The sequence below is a fragment of the Marinococcus sp. LNHM3E3-2.2 genome, assembly GCF_056034385.1.
On record NZ_JBQLIC010000002.1, the window covers coordinates 270,390 to 286,682 of the forward strand.

Genomic DNA, 16,293 nt, shown 5'->3' on the forward strand with positions numbered 1-16,293 from the left:
ATGTCCATGTTCACAGGAACGGGCAGGCTGTTTTGGGTAATGCTCCGGAAAGAAAAAGTGCGGCTGCCCATTTGGGTCGTTTCGATTTCGGTGCTGTTTCTGCTCAGTATTCTCAGCTTTCCGGAAACGTATCCGACGCAGGAAGACCGCCAGGGCCGCGCCCTGCTGCTGGAAAGTCCGGCACTCCGGGCGATGGCGGGTCCTGGGTACGGGCTCGAGAACTATACGTTCGGAGCGATGATTACGAATGAGATGTTTTTATACGTGGCGGTCGCTGCTGCGTTTATGAGCATCTTTATGATCGTCCGCAATACAAGGGCCGAAGAGGAAAGCGGACTATCGGAGCTTGTGAAAGCACGGGTTGTCGGCCGGGTTAGTATATCCACGGCTGCTTTTTTGCTGATGGTACTCGCGAATCTTTTCATCGCCGTCATTATCATTGTCGGCATGCCTTATACGATAGAAGGGCTCAGCTGGGCAGGGGCTTTGGGCTTTGGACTCGGGGTTGCCGGTGTCGGAATTATATTTGGCGCCATCAGCCTGTTGATGGCTCAGGTGAGCGAAAGCGCCGGAGCGGCATCCGGCATCAGCTCTGCACTGCTTGGTTTGGCGTTTTTATTCCGGGCCGCCGGCGATGTGGCTGCTGTGGATGTGTGGCGGTGGCTCTCTCCGATTGGATGGGGCCAGGCGATGCGCGCCTTTGTGGATGAGCGCTGGTGGCCGCTCGGTCTGTTTGCCGGGGGTATTATACTACTCGCAGTGGCAGCTATTTATGTAGACTACCACCGGGATGACGGGGCCGGGGTGCTGAGGGTTCAGGGCGGGAAAGCCCGGGCTGGCATTGGTTTGACTCACCTGCTTGGTCTGCAGAGATTTTTATTTCGCTGGGTTTTTCTGAGCTGGGCAGCAGGCGCGGCCCTGTACGGTATGGCGATGGGGGCCATCAGTGAAGAAGCTGCGGACTTTTTTGCGGATAATCCCATCGGGGAAGATTTTCTCGTACAGGCCGAAGGAGCCACGCTTGCAGAATCGTTATTTGCCACTTATATGGCCTTTCTCGCCATGCTGGCGGCTGGCTATGCGCTGCAGGTGATGACCAAAATGATCCGGGAGGAAAAGAGCGGCCGGGGAGAGATTTTGCTGGTACAGTCTGTACCGCGTCCGCGGTGGATGCTTGATTATCTCCTGATTTCCTGCGTGGGGAGCTTCATGCTGCTTGTGATCAGCGGCATCGGCGCAGGGGCGCTTTACGGCTACTATACGGACAGCTCAGAGGGGGCATGGAAGGTGTTTTTCTCTGCCATCGCACAGACGCCGGCTGTCTGGGTATTTATTGGGCTGGCTGCTTTATTAATGGGCCTGTGGCCCAGGGCGCTGTCACTCGTCTGGCTTGTGTATACAGCATTTACACTGATCGGGCTTATTGGGCCGCTGCTTCAGCTGCCGGACTGGGTAAGTGATATTTCACCATATGCGCAGATCCCGGGCGTGCCTGCAGAGGAATGGACAGGCTGGTCGACAGTCATTCTTCTGGCCGTATTTGCTGTTTTCGCCGCAGTCGGAATGTATACGATCAGAAAAAGAGACTTAATCCTTTAAAGTAAGGATAGAAATGGGGAAGCAGCAGTGGCGCACAATAAAAAACGGCGAACAACAAGAAAAAAGAAAGATCTGGTCGACACCGCGCACCGCCTGTTTCTGCAGGAAGGGATAAAAGCGGTCACCATCGAGCAGCTGTGCGCGGAAGCAAGCGCGAGCAAGGCCACATTTTATAAATACTTTACAGACAAAGAAGGCATTTTAAGCGAAATGCTCGACGGCGTGATGCAGGAGTCCAAAGACAAAATGGAAGAACTGATCGGGCGAAGCAGAAAGCATGGGATGACCGAAGAGATGCTTTTGAAGATATTTGATATGAAGGAATACGAATCATTTTTTCAATCAAGCTTTCTCACGGAATTAATGCAGGATTATCCGCATGTACTGGCCGATTACAGCAGCCGTGGCGAAAAGATAGTCATGCCGGTGTTCCGGGAGCTGGTGGAGCTGGCAAAAGAGCAGGGGATTCTCCGGGAAAATATTAATATTGATTTTTTCATGTCGTATGCCATCTCGCTCCGGCAGATGGTGGCCTTCCGGATTCAGCAGGGGGAGGACGTCCCGGGGAGCATGACGCTTGAAGAATACCAGACGCATTTTTATGATTTGTTTTTGTACGGTATCGTTAAAAGATAAGCAGAAGAGCTGCCGGTTGCCGGCGGCTTTTTTTGCGGCAGCTGGAATTTCCACTGGTAGGAGCATTACTTTTTCTGCTACAGTAAAAGTTAAAATAACCAGTTGTTTCAGAAATGATTGGATATGTATCACAAGGGGGCAGAAACGGTGAACATAGGAGAAACGCTGCAGCGACCGGTTTGGAAGGATGCGAGACTGCTTGCCGGAAAAGACGGGGACATCCGGGAGATCCGGCAGGTAAACATGATGGATGCGCCGGATATTGTTGATTATCTGCAGGAGGATGATTTGCTGATAACGACTGGCTATCATTATAAAGATCGTCCTGAGGAATTGAGTATACTCATCGAGCGGATGGACGCTGTAGGATGCGCCGGCATTGGGCTGAAAATCGAGCGTTTTCTCCAGGAGCTGCCGGAGAGCGTCATCGAAAAAGCAGACGAGCTGCAGTTTCCTATTATTGCCCTCCCGGAAGATATCGGTCTTGGAGCAATGGTCAATGATATGCTCAACGACATGCTTTCGGTACGGACAAGAGAGCTGCGCGAAGCGTTAAACATCCACCAGCGGCTGACCGATCATGTAATGCATGGAAAAGGCCTGACAGCACTCCTTGAAGAAGTATGCGAATACATCGGATTTCCGGTTCTGCTGCTGGATGCCTACGACCGTCCGATCTATGCAGGCAAAGGAATGGAAACAGCGCAGGGAGTAATTGAAGCGCACCGCAGGGCAAAACGGGATTTATTTTTAAGCGGAAGTACATACAGCAGCTTCTGCGTGTGGGAAACAGCGCAGACGTACACACTGTTCCCAGTACGGACGCATGAAACACGCAGCGGATGTCTTGTGATCGGCGGAGAAATTCCGATTTATGATAACGGACTTGTGCTGATTATCGACCAGGCTGTGAATGTTATCGGGTTCGAACGAATGAAACAGAGTGCCATCGCTCAATATGAACGGAGAGCCCGTGACGAATTTTTTCAAAATTACATTAACGGAGGCTATTCGTCCGATGAAGAAGCGCGAAACCGGGCGGAGGAAATGGGACTGCCAAACAACCGTAATTATGGCTGTGCCGTCGGTATGCTTGACCCCGAGCCCCGGCTTCCGGTCACCTATACCCAGCAGCAGCGGGAAATGGACCATATGTATGAATACATTGAAGGGGAATTGGGCAAATGGCGCTCCCCGGCCTGGTTTTTCAAAAAAGAGCGGCAGTGTATTATTTTGTGGGAGGAGGAGCAGCTGCATGCAGACACTGATGAAGCTTCAGTGGAAGCACTGCGGCAGCTGCAGGAGGGGATTCAACTGTTTTTTGACCGCTCGATATCCTTTGGCATCGGAAATGCGGCGAGGACGTTTCTTGACATCCCGGCGTCCTACAAAGAGGCGGAAAACACCTTGTACAACAGCCAGCTTACCGGAGAGCGCGGTTTTATACGCTCCTACTATACAAAGGACATCGCCCAGCTTCTCCGGCTGCTGCCCACCGAAGAGCTGGCCTCGTTCAGCCACTCGGTCCTGCAGGAATTAACGGAGGGGAGCCAGGAGGACCAGGGGCTTGTGCAGACGTTATCTGTCTACCTGGAGTCGCACTGCCATGTGGCTGATACGGCCAAACGGCTTTACATTCACCGCAATACGGTGCTCTACCGCCTGGAAAAATGTGAGGAGCTCTTAGGGGTTTCCCTGAAAAATCCCGAAACGACGATGCGGCTGCGCCTGGCACTGCGGGTGCAGAACGTCCTTTCCTCGGAATAATGTAAGATAATCTGCACAAAGCCATTCATTTCCTTAGCGATTATAGATACATTGACTAAAATATTTTGATAATTTTATATAGAACGTCTAATGAAACGAGTCCGGGCCTCCTATAAGATGGATAGTAAGGTAACAATAAAAGGAGGAACACCTAATCATGGCTAACGGAACCAACGGGCTTCGGACTTTTTCATTGGGACTTCAGCATGTACTTGCAATGTACGCCGGAGCGATACTCGTTCCGCTTATCGTAGGACGCGCACTGGAGCTTTCAGCAGAACAGCTGGCATACTTAGTGGCAATTGACCTGCTTTCCTGCGGCGTAGCAACCCTGCTGCAGCTGTGGAGAGGAAAACATATCGGCATCGGACTGCCTGTCATGCTCGGCGTATCATTTGTAGCAGTGACCCCGATGATCAGTATTGGCACCAATTACGGCATAACAGCTATTTACGGATCGATTCTTGTGGCTGGACTGTTTGTCGTTATCTTCGCCAGATTTTTTGGAAAATTACAAAAGGTGTTCCCGCCGATCGTGCGCGGCACTGTCGTAACGATTATCGGGCTTTCGCTTATTCCTACCGGTATCAGAAACATGGCGGGCGGAGAAGGAAGCGAAAACTTCGGCTCCCTTTTTAATCTGCTTTTATCAGTCAGCGTACTCGCCGTGATCATTCTTTTATTCCGGATGTTTACAGGGTTTATGAGATCACTTGCTGTCTTAATCGGTATTGCCGGCGGCACGATAGCCGCGGCAGTGATGGGACAGGTCTCCTTTGGAGAAGTGATGGAAGCCTCGTGGTTCCATTTTCCTCAGCCGCTGTACTTCGGGGTGCCGACATTTGAAATTGGACCGATTATCACGATGATTATTGTGTGCAGTGTGATTGTCGTTGAAACGACCGGTGCCTACTACGCAGTCGCCCGTATTACGGAGCGTGAGCTAAACGAGGATGACCTGGTCCGGGGCTACCGTTCCGAAGGGCTTGCAGTCATTATCGGCGGCTTGTTCAACGCTTTTCCCTACAGTACATTTGCCCAGAATGTAGGTCTGCTGGAGCTTTCAAAGGTAAAAACGAGAAACGTTATTTTCTCTGCGGCTATGACACTGATCGTCCTGGGGCTGATTCCAAAAGTTGCCGCCCTTGTAGTCATCATTCCAACGCCGGTGCTTGGCGGGGCGACCGTCGTCATGTTTGGAATGGTTGTCGTTGCAGGCCTGCAGATGCTCCGTGAGGTCGATTTTAATGATCAGTCGAACCAGCTGGTGGTTGCCTGCTCCGTGTCGCTTGCACTGGGCGCCACAGTAGTGCCCGAGCTGTTTTCAAGCCTTCCGGAAGGGCTTGCCATCATCTTCGGGGATGGCATTATCACTGGTAGTTTAGCCGCAATTTTCATCAATCTCCTATTTAATATACGGTGGAAGGGGGAACATGTATATAATGAAGAAAAACAAAGTAAAGCTTGAAGGAGGAGTAGTGTATGCTGACCATTGAACAAGTAAACCAATTATCCCGCAGGGAATTTATCGACACTTTCGGAGGGGTGTATGAAAATTCTCCGTGGGTGGCAGAGGCAGTTGAACCGGTGAGACCAATGGAATCTGTTGAAGACCTGCATCAGCGGATGGCAGGTGTAGTTATGACATCCGGGGAAGAGAACCGGCGCGCATTGATCCAGGCGCATCCTTCTCTCGGAGAAAAGAAACCGATGAGCGGGGCATCCACTGCCGAGCAGGAAAGCGCTGGCTTAACGGAAATGGAAGAGGAGCAGCAGGAAGAGCTGCGGATATGGAACGAGCGTTACCAGGACAAGTTTGGCATGCCGTTTATTATGGCTGTGAGAGGAAAGACGGCAGAGGATATTTTACAGGCAGTACAAACACGTATGGACCATACCCAGGAGGAGGAAAAACGCCAGGCTCTCCGGGAAATTCACCGCATAGCTTTTCTGCGGCTTGAGGCCATCATTGAAGAGGAGCAGACGGAAACGGTGACTGCATCAAACGAAAGTGTGGACAACACGGGGAGCAGTGCCCCGGCCGAAGAGCATGAAGCTTCTGCAGCACTTGCGACAGAGCCGGCCCGCATGTCGCAGACAGTGACAAGAACAGGCAGTAAAAAGCGGAGAACGATGAGCTACGGTAAAGGTGATGTATTCGCCTACCGGACGTTTTCGATTCCGTTTACAGATATCACGCCCATACCGGAATCTCCGTATGAAGGCACAAATAATACAATTTTCGGTTTGAATGTCTCCGTTAATATTACCGGGGAAGCCTTTCTTCCAAGCTTTACTGAAGGCGACAACAGTATGGTGGTGGCGACGGACTCCATGAAAAACTTTATTCAGCGTCACCTTGGCAGCTATGAAGGCGCAACGGTGGAAGGGTTCCTCGCTTATGTCGGGGAAGCGTTTCTCGAAAAATATGATCATGTTGAAACCGCGGAAGTATACGCTGACCATCTTCCTTTTGAAAAAGTAAATGTAGACGATACGGGATACAAAAGTGGTGTAGTGTTTAAAAAATCTCATAACGAAAAACCTGCAGCGATGGTTAAAGTAGGCCGGACCTCGTTCGGGGCTCCGGAAATTATTGAGCAGGAGAGCTACGTAAAGGACGTCCAGCTCGTGAAAGTAGTGGACAATTCATTTGTCGGATTTATCCGGGATGAATACACGACGCTGCCGGAGGACTCCAACCGCCCGCTGTTTATTTATTTAAATATCGGCTGGACATATGAAACGCCGCAGACTGCCTTCGGACAGAACGGGGAAGGCTACGTAGCTGCTGAGCAGGTGAAGGACATTGCAGCTGCTGTTTTCCATGAAACACAGACGGCCTCGATTCAGCAGCTGATCTATTATATCGGCCGCCGGGTGCTTGAGCGGTTCCCGCAGCTCCAGGAGGTCTCGTTCGAGTCGCAGAACCATACGTGGGATACTGTGGTCGAAGATATTCCGGGAAGCGACGGCAAAGTATACACAGAGCCGCGCCGTCCGTACGGATTCCAGCGCTTTGCGGTACACCGCGAAGATCTGGATCATGAAGGGGAAGTATAAATGGGACTCACAACACATGTGCTTGATCTGGCTTCCGGCCGTCCAGGCGAAGGTATAGCTTTAACGCTGTACCGTCTGGATGGCAGCCGGAAAATTAAAGAAGCAGAACGGATCACCAATGCAGATGGGCGGGTGGATGAACCGCTGCTGCAGGCAGATGATATTCAAACAGCTGCGTACGAGGTGGAATTTCAAACAGGGGAATATCTCCGGGAGAAGGGATGGACAAAGGAGGAGCCGCATTTTCTGGAAACGGTGGCTCTCCGCGTCACGCTTTCGGCGGAAGAAACGTCCTATCACCTCCCGCTGCTGTTGTCCCCCTATGGCTATCAAACGTATCGGGGAAGCTGACTAAAAGCCAGGCAAAGGAGGGACCGTATGGCTGTTCATTCTTCAAACATAATTCAGGATCAAATTGATCAGCTGCTGGAGTGGCTTGCCGGATTTGGAAAAACAGAAGACGGCGGTGTGACGAGGCTTTTATACGATGAATCGTGGCAGCAGGCCCAGGAAGCAGTAAAGGTGAAAATGGGGGAAATGGGTCTTGAAGCCCGGTATGATGCCGTCGGAAATGTATTCGGACGCCTTGAAGGGACAGAAAAAACGGATAAGATCGTTATGACCGGCTCCCATATTGATTCCGTCGTAAACGGCGGCATATATGACGGCGCTTACGGTGTGGCTGCTGCAATGCTTGCCGTAGAAAGGCTGAAGCAGACTTACGGGCGGCCGAAGCAGAGCATTGAAATCGTATCGTTCTGTGAGGAGGAAGGAAGTCGTTTTCCGGTCACGTTCTGGGGCTCGGGCCATATTACCGGAAGGCTGTCTGAGGGTGAAACAGAGACCCTGAAGGATACAGACGGTATCTCTATTGGCCAGGCGATGCGGGCATGTGAATTTGAAGCTCCGGCCTCGCTTCCGCTCAGGCGTGAAGACATTGACTCCTTCATTGAGCTTCATGTGGAACAGGGAGGCACATTGAAAAAGACGGATGCTTCTGTTGGAGTGGTGTCAGATATTGTCGGACAGCGCAGGTACCACGTTACTGTCGAAGGGGAAAGCAATCATGCCGGAACCACTCCCATGCCGGAACGCAAGGATGCGGTGGTATTAGCCAGTGAACTGATTACAAATATCACCGCGATGGCGAGGCGGAAGGACGAAAGCATGGTGGCTACAGTGGGCAAAATGGAAATTGCGCCAAACGTACCGAACGTCATCGCGTCTAAGGTCGTTTTCAGCCTGGATGTCCGTCATCACAGCAAAGCACTGCTCGAAGAATTCGAGCAGGAGCTCGAAAATCTGTACGCTGCGCAGGCTGAACAGTGCGACATGAGCGTTTCTTCAAATTGCTGGATGGAAGTAGAGCCGGTGCCAATGAGCAGAGACGTATATGAAACGATGCACAAAGCTGCTGAAAGCCTGCATATTTCATCGCAGCTGATGATCAGCGGAGCCGGGCACGACGCCCAGGTCATGGGCAGCTATTATCCGACTGCACTGTTGTTTGTGCCAAGCGAAGCCGGTGTGAGCCATTCCCCGAAGGAATATACCAAATCCAGCGATTTGGAGCAGGGAGTAAAAGTGCTTGAAGAAACACTGTTTCGTTTAGCGTATTAGAAAGGAGAGTAAATATGGGCTATCACCAGGAAATCCAGCCGCCGCTCCGCACGATCATGACACCGGGTCCGGTGGAGGCGGACCCCCGGGTGCTCCGTGCCATGAGCACGCCGGTAGTCGGACAGTTTGATCCAGCCTTTACGAGTATTATGAATGAAACGATGGAGCTTCTTCGCCGCATCTTTCAAACTGAAAATGAATGGGCCTTTCCGGTGGACGGTACCTCCCGTTCGGGTATTGAATCGGTGCTTGCGAGTGCGATTCACCCGGGGGACCGGGTACTCGTGCCGATTTACGGTCGGTTTGGGTATCTTTTAACTGAGATCGCCGAACGGTACGGCGCAGAGATCCACACGCTCGAAAAGGAATGGGGCTCGGTCTTTTCCCCAGAAGAAGTCATCGAGAAAATGGACCGTGTGAAGCCGGATATTGTTGCGATGGTGCACGGCGAAACGTCGACCGGCTGCATTCAGCCGCTTAAAGAAATCGGCCACGCCTGCCGGGCACGCGGGATCTACATTGTAGTGGATGCGGTGGCTACAATTGGCGGTGTCCCGGTCAAAACAGATGAATGGTGTCTGGATGCGGTCATCGGCGGGACGCAGAAATGCTTCAGCGTTCCGTCCGGAATGGCTCCGCTTACGTACAATGAACGCCTCGAGCGCCGCTTTCAGGCGCGGAAAAAAGTGGAACGGGGGATTGCGACAGAGGCAGATAAGCAGCCGGAGGCACCGATGATCCGGAGTAATTACTTTGATCTCAGCCAGCTGCAGGACTATTGGGGTCCGCGGCGCCTGAATCATCATACCGAAGCGACGTCGATGGTTTATGCGCTTCATGAAGGCTCGAGACTGATCGTCAACGAAGGGATCGAATCCCGCTTTGCCCGGCACCGCTACCACGAAGAAGCGCTGACAGCCGGTTTAAAGGCAATGGGCCTGTCGCTGTTTGTTGAAGGCGAACAGAAGCTGCCGGTCGTCACCTGCATTAATGTCCCGGAGGGCATTGACGCAGATGAGGTCCGCAAAATGCTGCTTGAACAGTTCGGGATTGAAATCGCGTCGTCCTTCGGACCACTGCACGGCAAAATCTGGCGCATTGGCTCCATGGGCTACAGTTGCCGGAAGGAAAACGTGCTGGCTGTGCTCGGAGCGCTCGAATCAGTGCTTTTATACGCTGGGGCCCAGGTGAATCCCGGCACTGCCCAGCAGGCAGCCCTCTCCTTTTATATGCAGAAAAAAGATACAAAAGCTACGGCTGAAGTATAGGAGGACACATAAAAATGCATGATCTGCTGATTAAAAATGGGACCGTTGTCCGCCCAGCCGGTACAGAAGTAACTACGGTGGCAGTCTCAGACGGAAAAATAGCAGCCTTTGGCGTTTCTGAGGAAACCAAAGCACAAAGCGTAGTAGATGCTGATGAAATGCTCGTCATGCCGGGAGCGGTAGATGTTCACGTTCATTTCAGCGAGCCCGGCCGGGACTGGGAAGGCTTCGAAACAGGCTCCCGGATGCTTGCAGCGGGTGGCATCACTACGTATATGGATATGCCGTTAAACGGTATTCCTTCTACGATCACGACGGAAAATGCCGAAGAAAAAGCAGCGCTTGGCCGGCAGAAATCCGTCCTGGACTTTGGGCTTTGGGGTGGCCTCGTGCCCGGGGGAGTAGAACATATTCCGGCTATGGCGGCGCGGGGCATACGTGTGTTCAAAGCCTTTATGTCGCCGAGCGGCAACCCGGAATTTGAACGGGCGGATGATGAAACGCTGTTCCGGGGGATGCAGGTGATTGCCGAGCACGGGGGAATGCTCGGTCTTCATGCAGAAAGCGCACCGGTAGTGAGTACGCTCAGCCGGCAGCTTGAGGAGCAGGGGCGCACGGAAGCGGATGATTATTTGGCTTCCAGGCCGGTGGAAGCAGAGCTCGAAGCGGTGCAGCGCGCCCTCGTTTTTGCGAAGCAGACAGGCTGTCCGCTGCACTTTGTACATATCAGCTCTGCTGAGGCGGTCCAGGTGATTCAGCGCGCAAAAGCAGCCGGACAGGATGTTACGCTCGAAACCTGCGCCCATTATCTGATGTTTGACCACGAAGCACTGCGAATGCGCGGAGCTGAAGCAAAATGCGCGCCGCCATTACGGGAGGCCCCGGTACAGCAGGAGCTTGTATCCAGATGGAAGCAGGGGGATATAGATATGGTGACCTCCGATCATTCACCGTGTCCGGAAGAGTTGAAAGGAGGCGGGCTGTGGCAGGCGTGGGGAGGTATTTCGGGCGGTCCATACACGCTGTTGAGTGTACTCGAGCTCACAGCGAAGCACGGCCTGCCATGGGAAAAAGCAGCAGCTTGGACTGCAGAGCATCCGGCGTACCGTTTCGGGCTGCATCAAAAGGGGAGCCTGGAAGAAGGGAAGGATGCAGACATCGTGCTGATCGACATCCACGAAGAAACGACAGTGACGCGCGGAACGATGCACATGCGTCATAAGCACAGTTTGTTTGAAGGGCATCGTTTTCCACACCGGATTCATTCAGTCTGGCAGAGGGGCACAGAAATTTATAACGGAAAAACTGATACATTTACAAACAGACAAGGAAGGTGGCTGCAGGAATAATGATCCGGCAGCCACTTTTTTCAGCGCAGAAGGCGGTTAATGAATTTACGTGCTGTACGGTTGGCAGAGCGGCGCGCGAGGCGTTTACCCAGAGATCCGTTTTTGGCTGCCTTTACATCACCAGTCACACGGTTCGCCTTTAAAATCGTACGTGCGATCTTTTGAAAAGCCATATGGACACTCCTTTCCGTGAACTTCTTGTTGTATAGTATATATCCTTATTTGCACAAAAATAAGCCTCCAAATGAATTTCATTTGAAGGCCTGAAGGCGGAAATGGTTTATTTCAGGAGCCATTCGTGATCCGGATCATTATGGAACTTCCACTGGCGTACCGGCCCGGCCATGACATTTAAATAATAAGCCTGGTAGCCTGCAGGAGCTGCCACCGGATGGTAGCCTTTAGGTACCATCACGACATCGTTGCTGTTTACGACCATCGTTTCATCAAGATCTCTCGGATCGTCGTAAACGCGGTGAATCAGAAATCCGCCTTTCTCCGGGTCCACTTTATGAAAGTACGTTTCTTCAAGATAGGACTCGTGCGGAAGATTTTCGGTATCGTGCTTGTGCGGCGGATAGCTCGACCAGTTTCCTTCCGGTGTATACACCTCCACTACGAGCACGCTCTCGGCTTCTTCAGAATCCGGGAGGATATTATGCACTCTCCGGGACATGGAGCCGGAGCCGCGGTCTTCTGTTCCTACATCATCCGGACCGATCAGGCGGGCGTTGTACTTTCCGGTTGCCGGTGCCTTACAGACGGCGAGTTCAATATCTGTAGTCGCCTTGACCTCGAAGCGGTCTTTGGCCGGAACGTATACTGAATACGGCGGAATTTTTTCGAAAACACTCATGCGCTTGCCGAGGTTTTCAAAGGATTCAGTGCTGGTCTGTATGTCTGCTTTGCCGCTTAACAGCACGAGGCATGCTTCGTTATCTTCGGTGTCAGCCTGAATGCTTTCGCCCTCCTGCACACGGTACACCTGGAAGCCGACATAACTCCATCCGGCGCTCTCCGGGGTAACATCGTGAATTTTTTGTGCGTTGGTGTCTGGTTTTACAACTAAGTTTGGCATACATAAACATCCTTTCTAAGAGGTTTCAATTGTTTCGGATTCCACATCAGCAACATATACGGTTTTCTTCTCTTTCCATGCTTTTGCTGCAGCCAGTGCAGCCGTCTGGGCGGCAATGCCGTCATCACCGGTGCAGACAGCCGGGGTGTTGGACTGCACGGATTCAGCGAACATTGCAATTTCGCGCTGAAACGCTGTTTGATAACGTTCGAGGAAGAAATGCACCGGCTTTTCCGATTTAATAAAATCGTCCTGCCACCACTCCACCTGATGGATTGGCTGGTTCGGCACTGTGGCTGCCCCGTTGGAGCCAAACAGCTCGAGACGCTGATCGTAGCCGTAGACCGCCCGCCGGCTGTTTTCAATCACACCGACCGCCCCGCTTTCGAATGTTAAAGAAATAACAGCCGTGTCAATGTCGTCGTAATCGTTGAACCGCTTATCGGTCAGCGCACCGCCGTGCACAGAAATCGCTGCGATATTTTCTCCCATAATATAGCGGGCCATATCAAAGTCGTGAATGGTCATGTCCACGAACAGTCCTCCGGATTTCGCCACGTATTCCATGGGAGGCGGGGAAGGATCGCGTGAGACGATCTGAAGCATCTCGGGGGTGCCGATCTGGCCGTTAATCCGCATCTTCCGCACCTGCTGAAAGGAAGGATCAAAGCGGCGGTTGAAGCCGAGCTGAAAAACAAGGCCCGCTTCTTTAGCCGACTTGACGACCCGGCGGGATTCTTCAATATCAAAGCTGATCGGCTTTTCACAGAAAATATGTTTCTTGTTTTGAATGGCCTTATCAATGAGAGAGATATGCTCCGAGGTGGCAGCGCAGATGAAGACGGCATCAATTTCGGGATCGTGAAGAATATCTTCAGCGTTAGACGTAACATACTGCGGAGAAAAGGCCTGCTCGATTGTTTCAAGAGCAGAGGTGTTTATATCTGCGACAGCCCGGAGAGCAGTGGCCGGAAGATAATGAAGGTTTTCTATATGCAGCCGGCCGATGCGCCCGGCGCCGATAACACCTATATTAACCATATGCAGAACCTCCATAAAATGTATTTTGAAGAAAGCGCTTAACTTTAATGTGAATTATACATTAATGAATCGCTTACATCAATCAAAGAATGAGATTTTTCAGAAAACATGCAGCAGCGTTCACCATTAATATAGAAATTAAAGAAAAATCAAAAAAATACTTTACATCTGAATGCGCTTTCTTTAGAATCAAACGTATAGAAGAGGAAAGCGCTTAACCATAAATCGATTAAAATAACGAAGGGTGGTTATGTTTTAATGGAATTTCCAAAAAACCGTTCAAGGGATCTGGTTGGCATGGGCCGGCTGACGATTGACATGAACGCGAATGAAATCAACCGTCCGATGGAAGAAACGCGGACGTTTACGAAATATGTGGGAGGCTCTCCGGCAAATATTACGATTGGGGCATCGAGACTCGGTCTCAGCACCGGCTTTATCGGCAAGATAGCAGATGACCAGATGGGTAATTTTATCCGCGGCTACTTTGAAGAAAATAATATCAATACGGAAAATATAAAAACAGACGATACGGGGGCGGTGACTGGTCTTGCCTTTACGGAAATTATCAGTCCGGAAGACTGCAGTATACTTCTGTACAGAGACAACGTAGCGGATTTGAAAATCAGTCCGCTCGAAATTTCCGAGGAATACATTAAAAATACATCCGCGGTAATGTTTTCGGGCACGGCGCTTGCTGCGAGCCCTTCCCGGGAAGCGGTCTTTCTGGCGGCAGAATATGCGCATAAACACGGAACGAAGGTGCTCTTTGATATTGACTTTCGTCCGGCGACGTGGAAATCAAAGGAAGAAACCGCCACGTACTACAACCTGCTGGCTGAAAAAAGCCACCTGATTATTGGAACAAGAGACGAATTCAATATGATGGAAAACATGGAGTCAGAAATGGATGGAAGCGATGATAAGACTGCTGCGAAGTGGTTTAATCACTCGGCGGAGATTGTGCTGATTAAGCACGGAGCCGAAGGCTCGTTTGCCTACACAAAGGACGGGGACTATTTCACCGGGAAAACCTTTGAAACTGAAGTGCTGAAAACATTCGGGGCAGGAGACGCCTACGCTTCCTCCTTTGTTTACGGTCTGATGCAGGGGTGGGAAGTCGACCGGGCAATGGATTTTGGCGGTGCGTCTGCAGCCATTGTCATTTCCCGGCACAGCTGCTCCGAAGCGATGCCGAATGCGGAAGAAGTACAGGAATTCATTGATGAAAGTGTGAGAAAAGGTACCATAAAGTCCTAAGAGGACAGAATGCTCCGGTATAATCATGTGAAAGTACTTCAAAAAGCAATTCTATAATTTGTTTATATAGAAAGGACGATGAAGAATATGCAGGAACAAGCAGTAACCACACTGAAAAATTTTATCGGCGGCGAATGGGTGGAGTCCCGGTCGGCGACCGACAAGGTGTACAATCCGGCCACCAGTGAGGTGATCGCCCATGTGCCGCTCTCCTCGAAGGAGGAAGTGGACGAAGCCGTGAAGGCGTCGAAAGCCGCCTACCGGGACTGGTCGAAAAAGCCGGTCCCGCAGCGGGCCCGTATCCTGTTTGCCTACCAGCAGCAGCTCATCGAACACTGGGACGAGCTTGCCGAGATCATTACGCTCGAAAACGGTAAAAACCTGAAGGAAGCCAAAGGCGAAGTGCAGCGCGGCATTGAGTGCGTGGAATTCGCCGCCGGGGCGCCGACGCTGATGATGGGTGACCAGCTGCCGGACATTGCCACCAACATTGAGTCGGGCATGTACCGCTATCCAATCGGCGTGGTCGGCGGGATCACCCCGTTCAACTTCCCGATGATGGTGCCGTGCTGGATGTTCCCGCTGGCGATCGCCTGCGGCAACACGTTCGTGATGAAGCCGTCCGAGCGGACGCCGATGCTGGCAAACCGGCTCGCCGAGCTGTTCGAGGAAGCCGGGCTGCCGAAGGGCGTGCTTTCGGTGGTCCACGGCGCGCATGACGTCGTGAACGGCCTGCTCGAGCACGACGACGTGCCGGCGATTTCCTTTGTCGGCTCGCAGCCGGTGGCCGAATACGTGTATAAAAACGGCACCGCCCACGGCAAACGCGTCCAGGCGCTCGCCGGCGCCAAAAACCATACCCTTGTCATGGAGGACGCGGACCTCGATAACGCCGCCTGGCAGATTCTGAACGCCGCCTTCGGCTCCGCCGGGGAACGGTGCATGGCCGCCTCCGTGGTCGCGGTGCAGGAAAGCGTCGCCGACCAGCTGGTCGAAAAGATCCAGGCGTACGCGGATGATGTGACCATCGGCAACGGCCGCGAAAAAGACGTGTTCCTCGGTCCGGTGATCCGCGAAGGGCACCTCGAGAAAACGAAGGCCTACATCGACAAAGGCGTCGAAGAAGGCGCGACGCTCGTACGCGACGGCCGCCAGGATGAGGTCGCGAAGGACGGCTACTTTATCGGCCCGACCATCTTTGACCACGTACAGCAGACGATGACGATCTGGCAGGATGAAATTTTTGCGCCGGTGCTGTCCATCGTGCGCGTGCCGGACCTGACCGCCGGCATCGAATGGGCGAACGAGTCCCGCTTCGCGAACGGGGCGTGCCTGTTCACGAGCTCCGGCCACAGCGTCCGGGAATTCCGGGAGAATATCGACTCCGGGATGCTCGGCATCAACGTGGGCGTGCCGGCGCCGATGGCGTTCTTCCCATTTTCCGGCTGGAAGGATTCCTTCTACGGCGACCTGCATGCGAACGGCAAGGACGGCGTGGAGTTCTACACCCGCAAGAAAATGGTCACCGCCCGCTGGTAAACGTATAGCTTCAGCCCAATAGCACAACACCCGGACTGTCTTCTCTTTCCTTTCTATTCTGAGAGAGGAGAAG

General features: G+C 52.3%; 14 protein-coding genes. 11 read left to right on the plus strand and 3 right to left on the minus strand.

From position 1 onward, the window contains the following. From ACTRXF_RS03925 to allB, 9 genes are all read left to right on the plus strand, one after another. The gene (locus ACTRXF_RS03925) at positions 1-1,599 is read left to right on the plus strand and encodes an ABC transporter permease (RefSeq protein ID WP_474277892.1); all 1,599 of its coding nucleotides are present in this window, start codon (positions 1-3) and stop codon (positions 1,597-1,599) included. Positions 1,600-1,626: 27 nt separating this feature from the next. Next, positions 1,627-2,235 carry a TetR/AcrR family transcriptional regulator gene (locus tag ACTRXF_RS03930; protein ID WP_474277894.1) on the plus strand — a complete coding sequence of 203 codons (609 nt, stop codon included), beginning with the start codon at positions 1,627-1,629 and terminating at the stop codon, positions 2,233-2,235. A gap of 147 nt (positions 2,236-2,382) precedes the next feature. After that, positions 2,383-4,002, plus strand: a complete 1,620-nt coding sequence (locus tag ACTRXF_RS03935; RefSeq protein WP_474277896.1) for a PucR family transcriptional regulator — start codon at positions 2,383-2,385, stop codon at positions 4,000-4,002. A gap of 157 nt (positions 4,003-4,159) precedes the next feature. After that, positions 4,160-5,470 (plus strand): nucleobase:cation symporter-2 family protein, encoded by a 1,311-nt coding sequence (locus ACTRXF_RS03940; RefSeq protein WP_474277898.1) that lies wholly within the window; start codon positions 4,160-4,162, stop codon positions 5,468-5,470. Between the two features lie 14 nt (positions 5,471-5,484). Continuing rightward, entirely contained in the window at positions 5,485-7,065 is a 1,581-nt protein-coding gene (gene pucL / locus ACTRXF_RS03945; protein WP_474277900.1) for a factor-independent urate hydroxylase, read from the plus strand. Then, entirely contained in the window at positions 7,066-7,416 is a 351-nt protein-coding gene (uraH, locus tag ACTRXF_RS03950) for a hydroxyisourate hydrolase (protein ID WP_474277902.1), read from the plus strand. 27 nt (positions 7,417-7,443) lie between these two features. After that, positions 7,444-8,685 carry an allantoate deiminase gene (allC, locus tag ACTRXF_RS03955; protein WP_474277904.1) on the plus strand — a complete coding sequence of 414 codons (1,242 nt, stop codon included), beginning with the start codon at positions 7,444-7,446 and terminating at the stop codon, positions 8,683-8,685. 14 nt (positions 8,686-8,699) lie between these two features. Next, on the plus strand, positions 8,700-9,953 hold the full coding sequence (locus tag ACTRXF_RS03960) for a pyridoxal-phosphate-dependent aminotransferase family protein (protein WP_474277906.1): 1,254 nt from the start codon (positions 8,700-8,702) through the stop codon (positions 9,951-9,953). Between the two features lie 14 nt (positions 9,954-9,967). Then, complete coding sequence (allB, locus tag ACTRXF_RS03965) at positions 9,968-11,302, plus strand: allantoinase AllB (RefSeq protein WP_474277908.1); 1,335 nt, start codon at positions 9,968-9,970, stop codon at positions 11,300-11,302. A gap of 20 nt (positions 11,303-11,322) precedes the next feature. On the opposite strand, the gene ACTRXF_RS03970 is transcribed toward allB, so the two are convergent. From ACTRXF_RS03970 to iolG, 3 genes are all read right to left on the minus strand, one after another. Continuing rightward, positions 11,323-11,475, minus strand: coding sequence for a hypothetical protein (locus ACTRXF_RS03970; protein ID WP_474261377.1), 153 nt, complete (start codon positions 11,473-11,475; stop codon positions 11,323-11,325). A 107-nt stretch (positions 11,476-11,582) separates the two neighbouring features. Then, the gene (gene iolB, locus ACTRXF_RS03975; RefSeq protein ID WP_474277910.1) at positions 11,583-12,380 is read right to left on the minus strand and encodes a 5-deoxy-glucuronate isomerase; all 798 of its coding nucleotides are present in this window, start codon (positions 12,378-12,380) and stop codon (positions 11,583-11,585) included. 15 nt (positions 12,381-12,395) lie between these two features. Continuing rightward, complete coding sequence (gene iolG / locus ACTRXF_RS03980) at positions 12,396-13,421, minus strand: inositol 2-dehydrogenase (protein WP_474277912.1); 1,026 nt, start codon at positions 13,419-13,421, stop codon at positions 12,396-12,398. 258 nt (positions 13,422-13,679) lie between these two features. On the opposite strand from iolG, the gene iolC reads away from it, so the two are divergent. Then, positions 13,680-14,681: a 5-dehydro-2-deoxygluconokinase gene (gene iolC / locus ACTRXF_RS03985; RefSeq protein WP_474261381.1), complete on the plus strand. Its 1,002-nt coding sequence runs from the start codon at positions 13,680-13,682 to the stop codon at positions 14,679-14,681. 87 nt (positions 14,682-14,768) lie between these two features. After that, positions 14,769-16,220 (plus strand): CoA-acylating methylmalonate-semialdehyde dehydrogenase, encoded by a 1,452-nt coding sequence (locus tag ACTRXF_RS03990; RefSeq protein WP_474277914.1) that lies wholly within the window; start codon positions 14,769-14,771, stop codon positions 16,218-16,220. Positions 16,221-16,293: the final 73 nt, after the last annotated feature.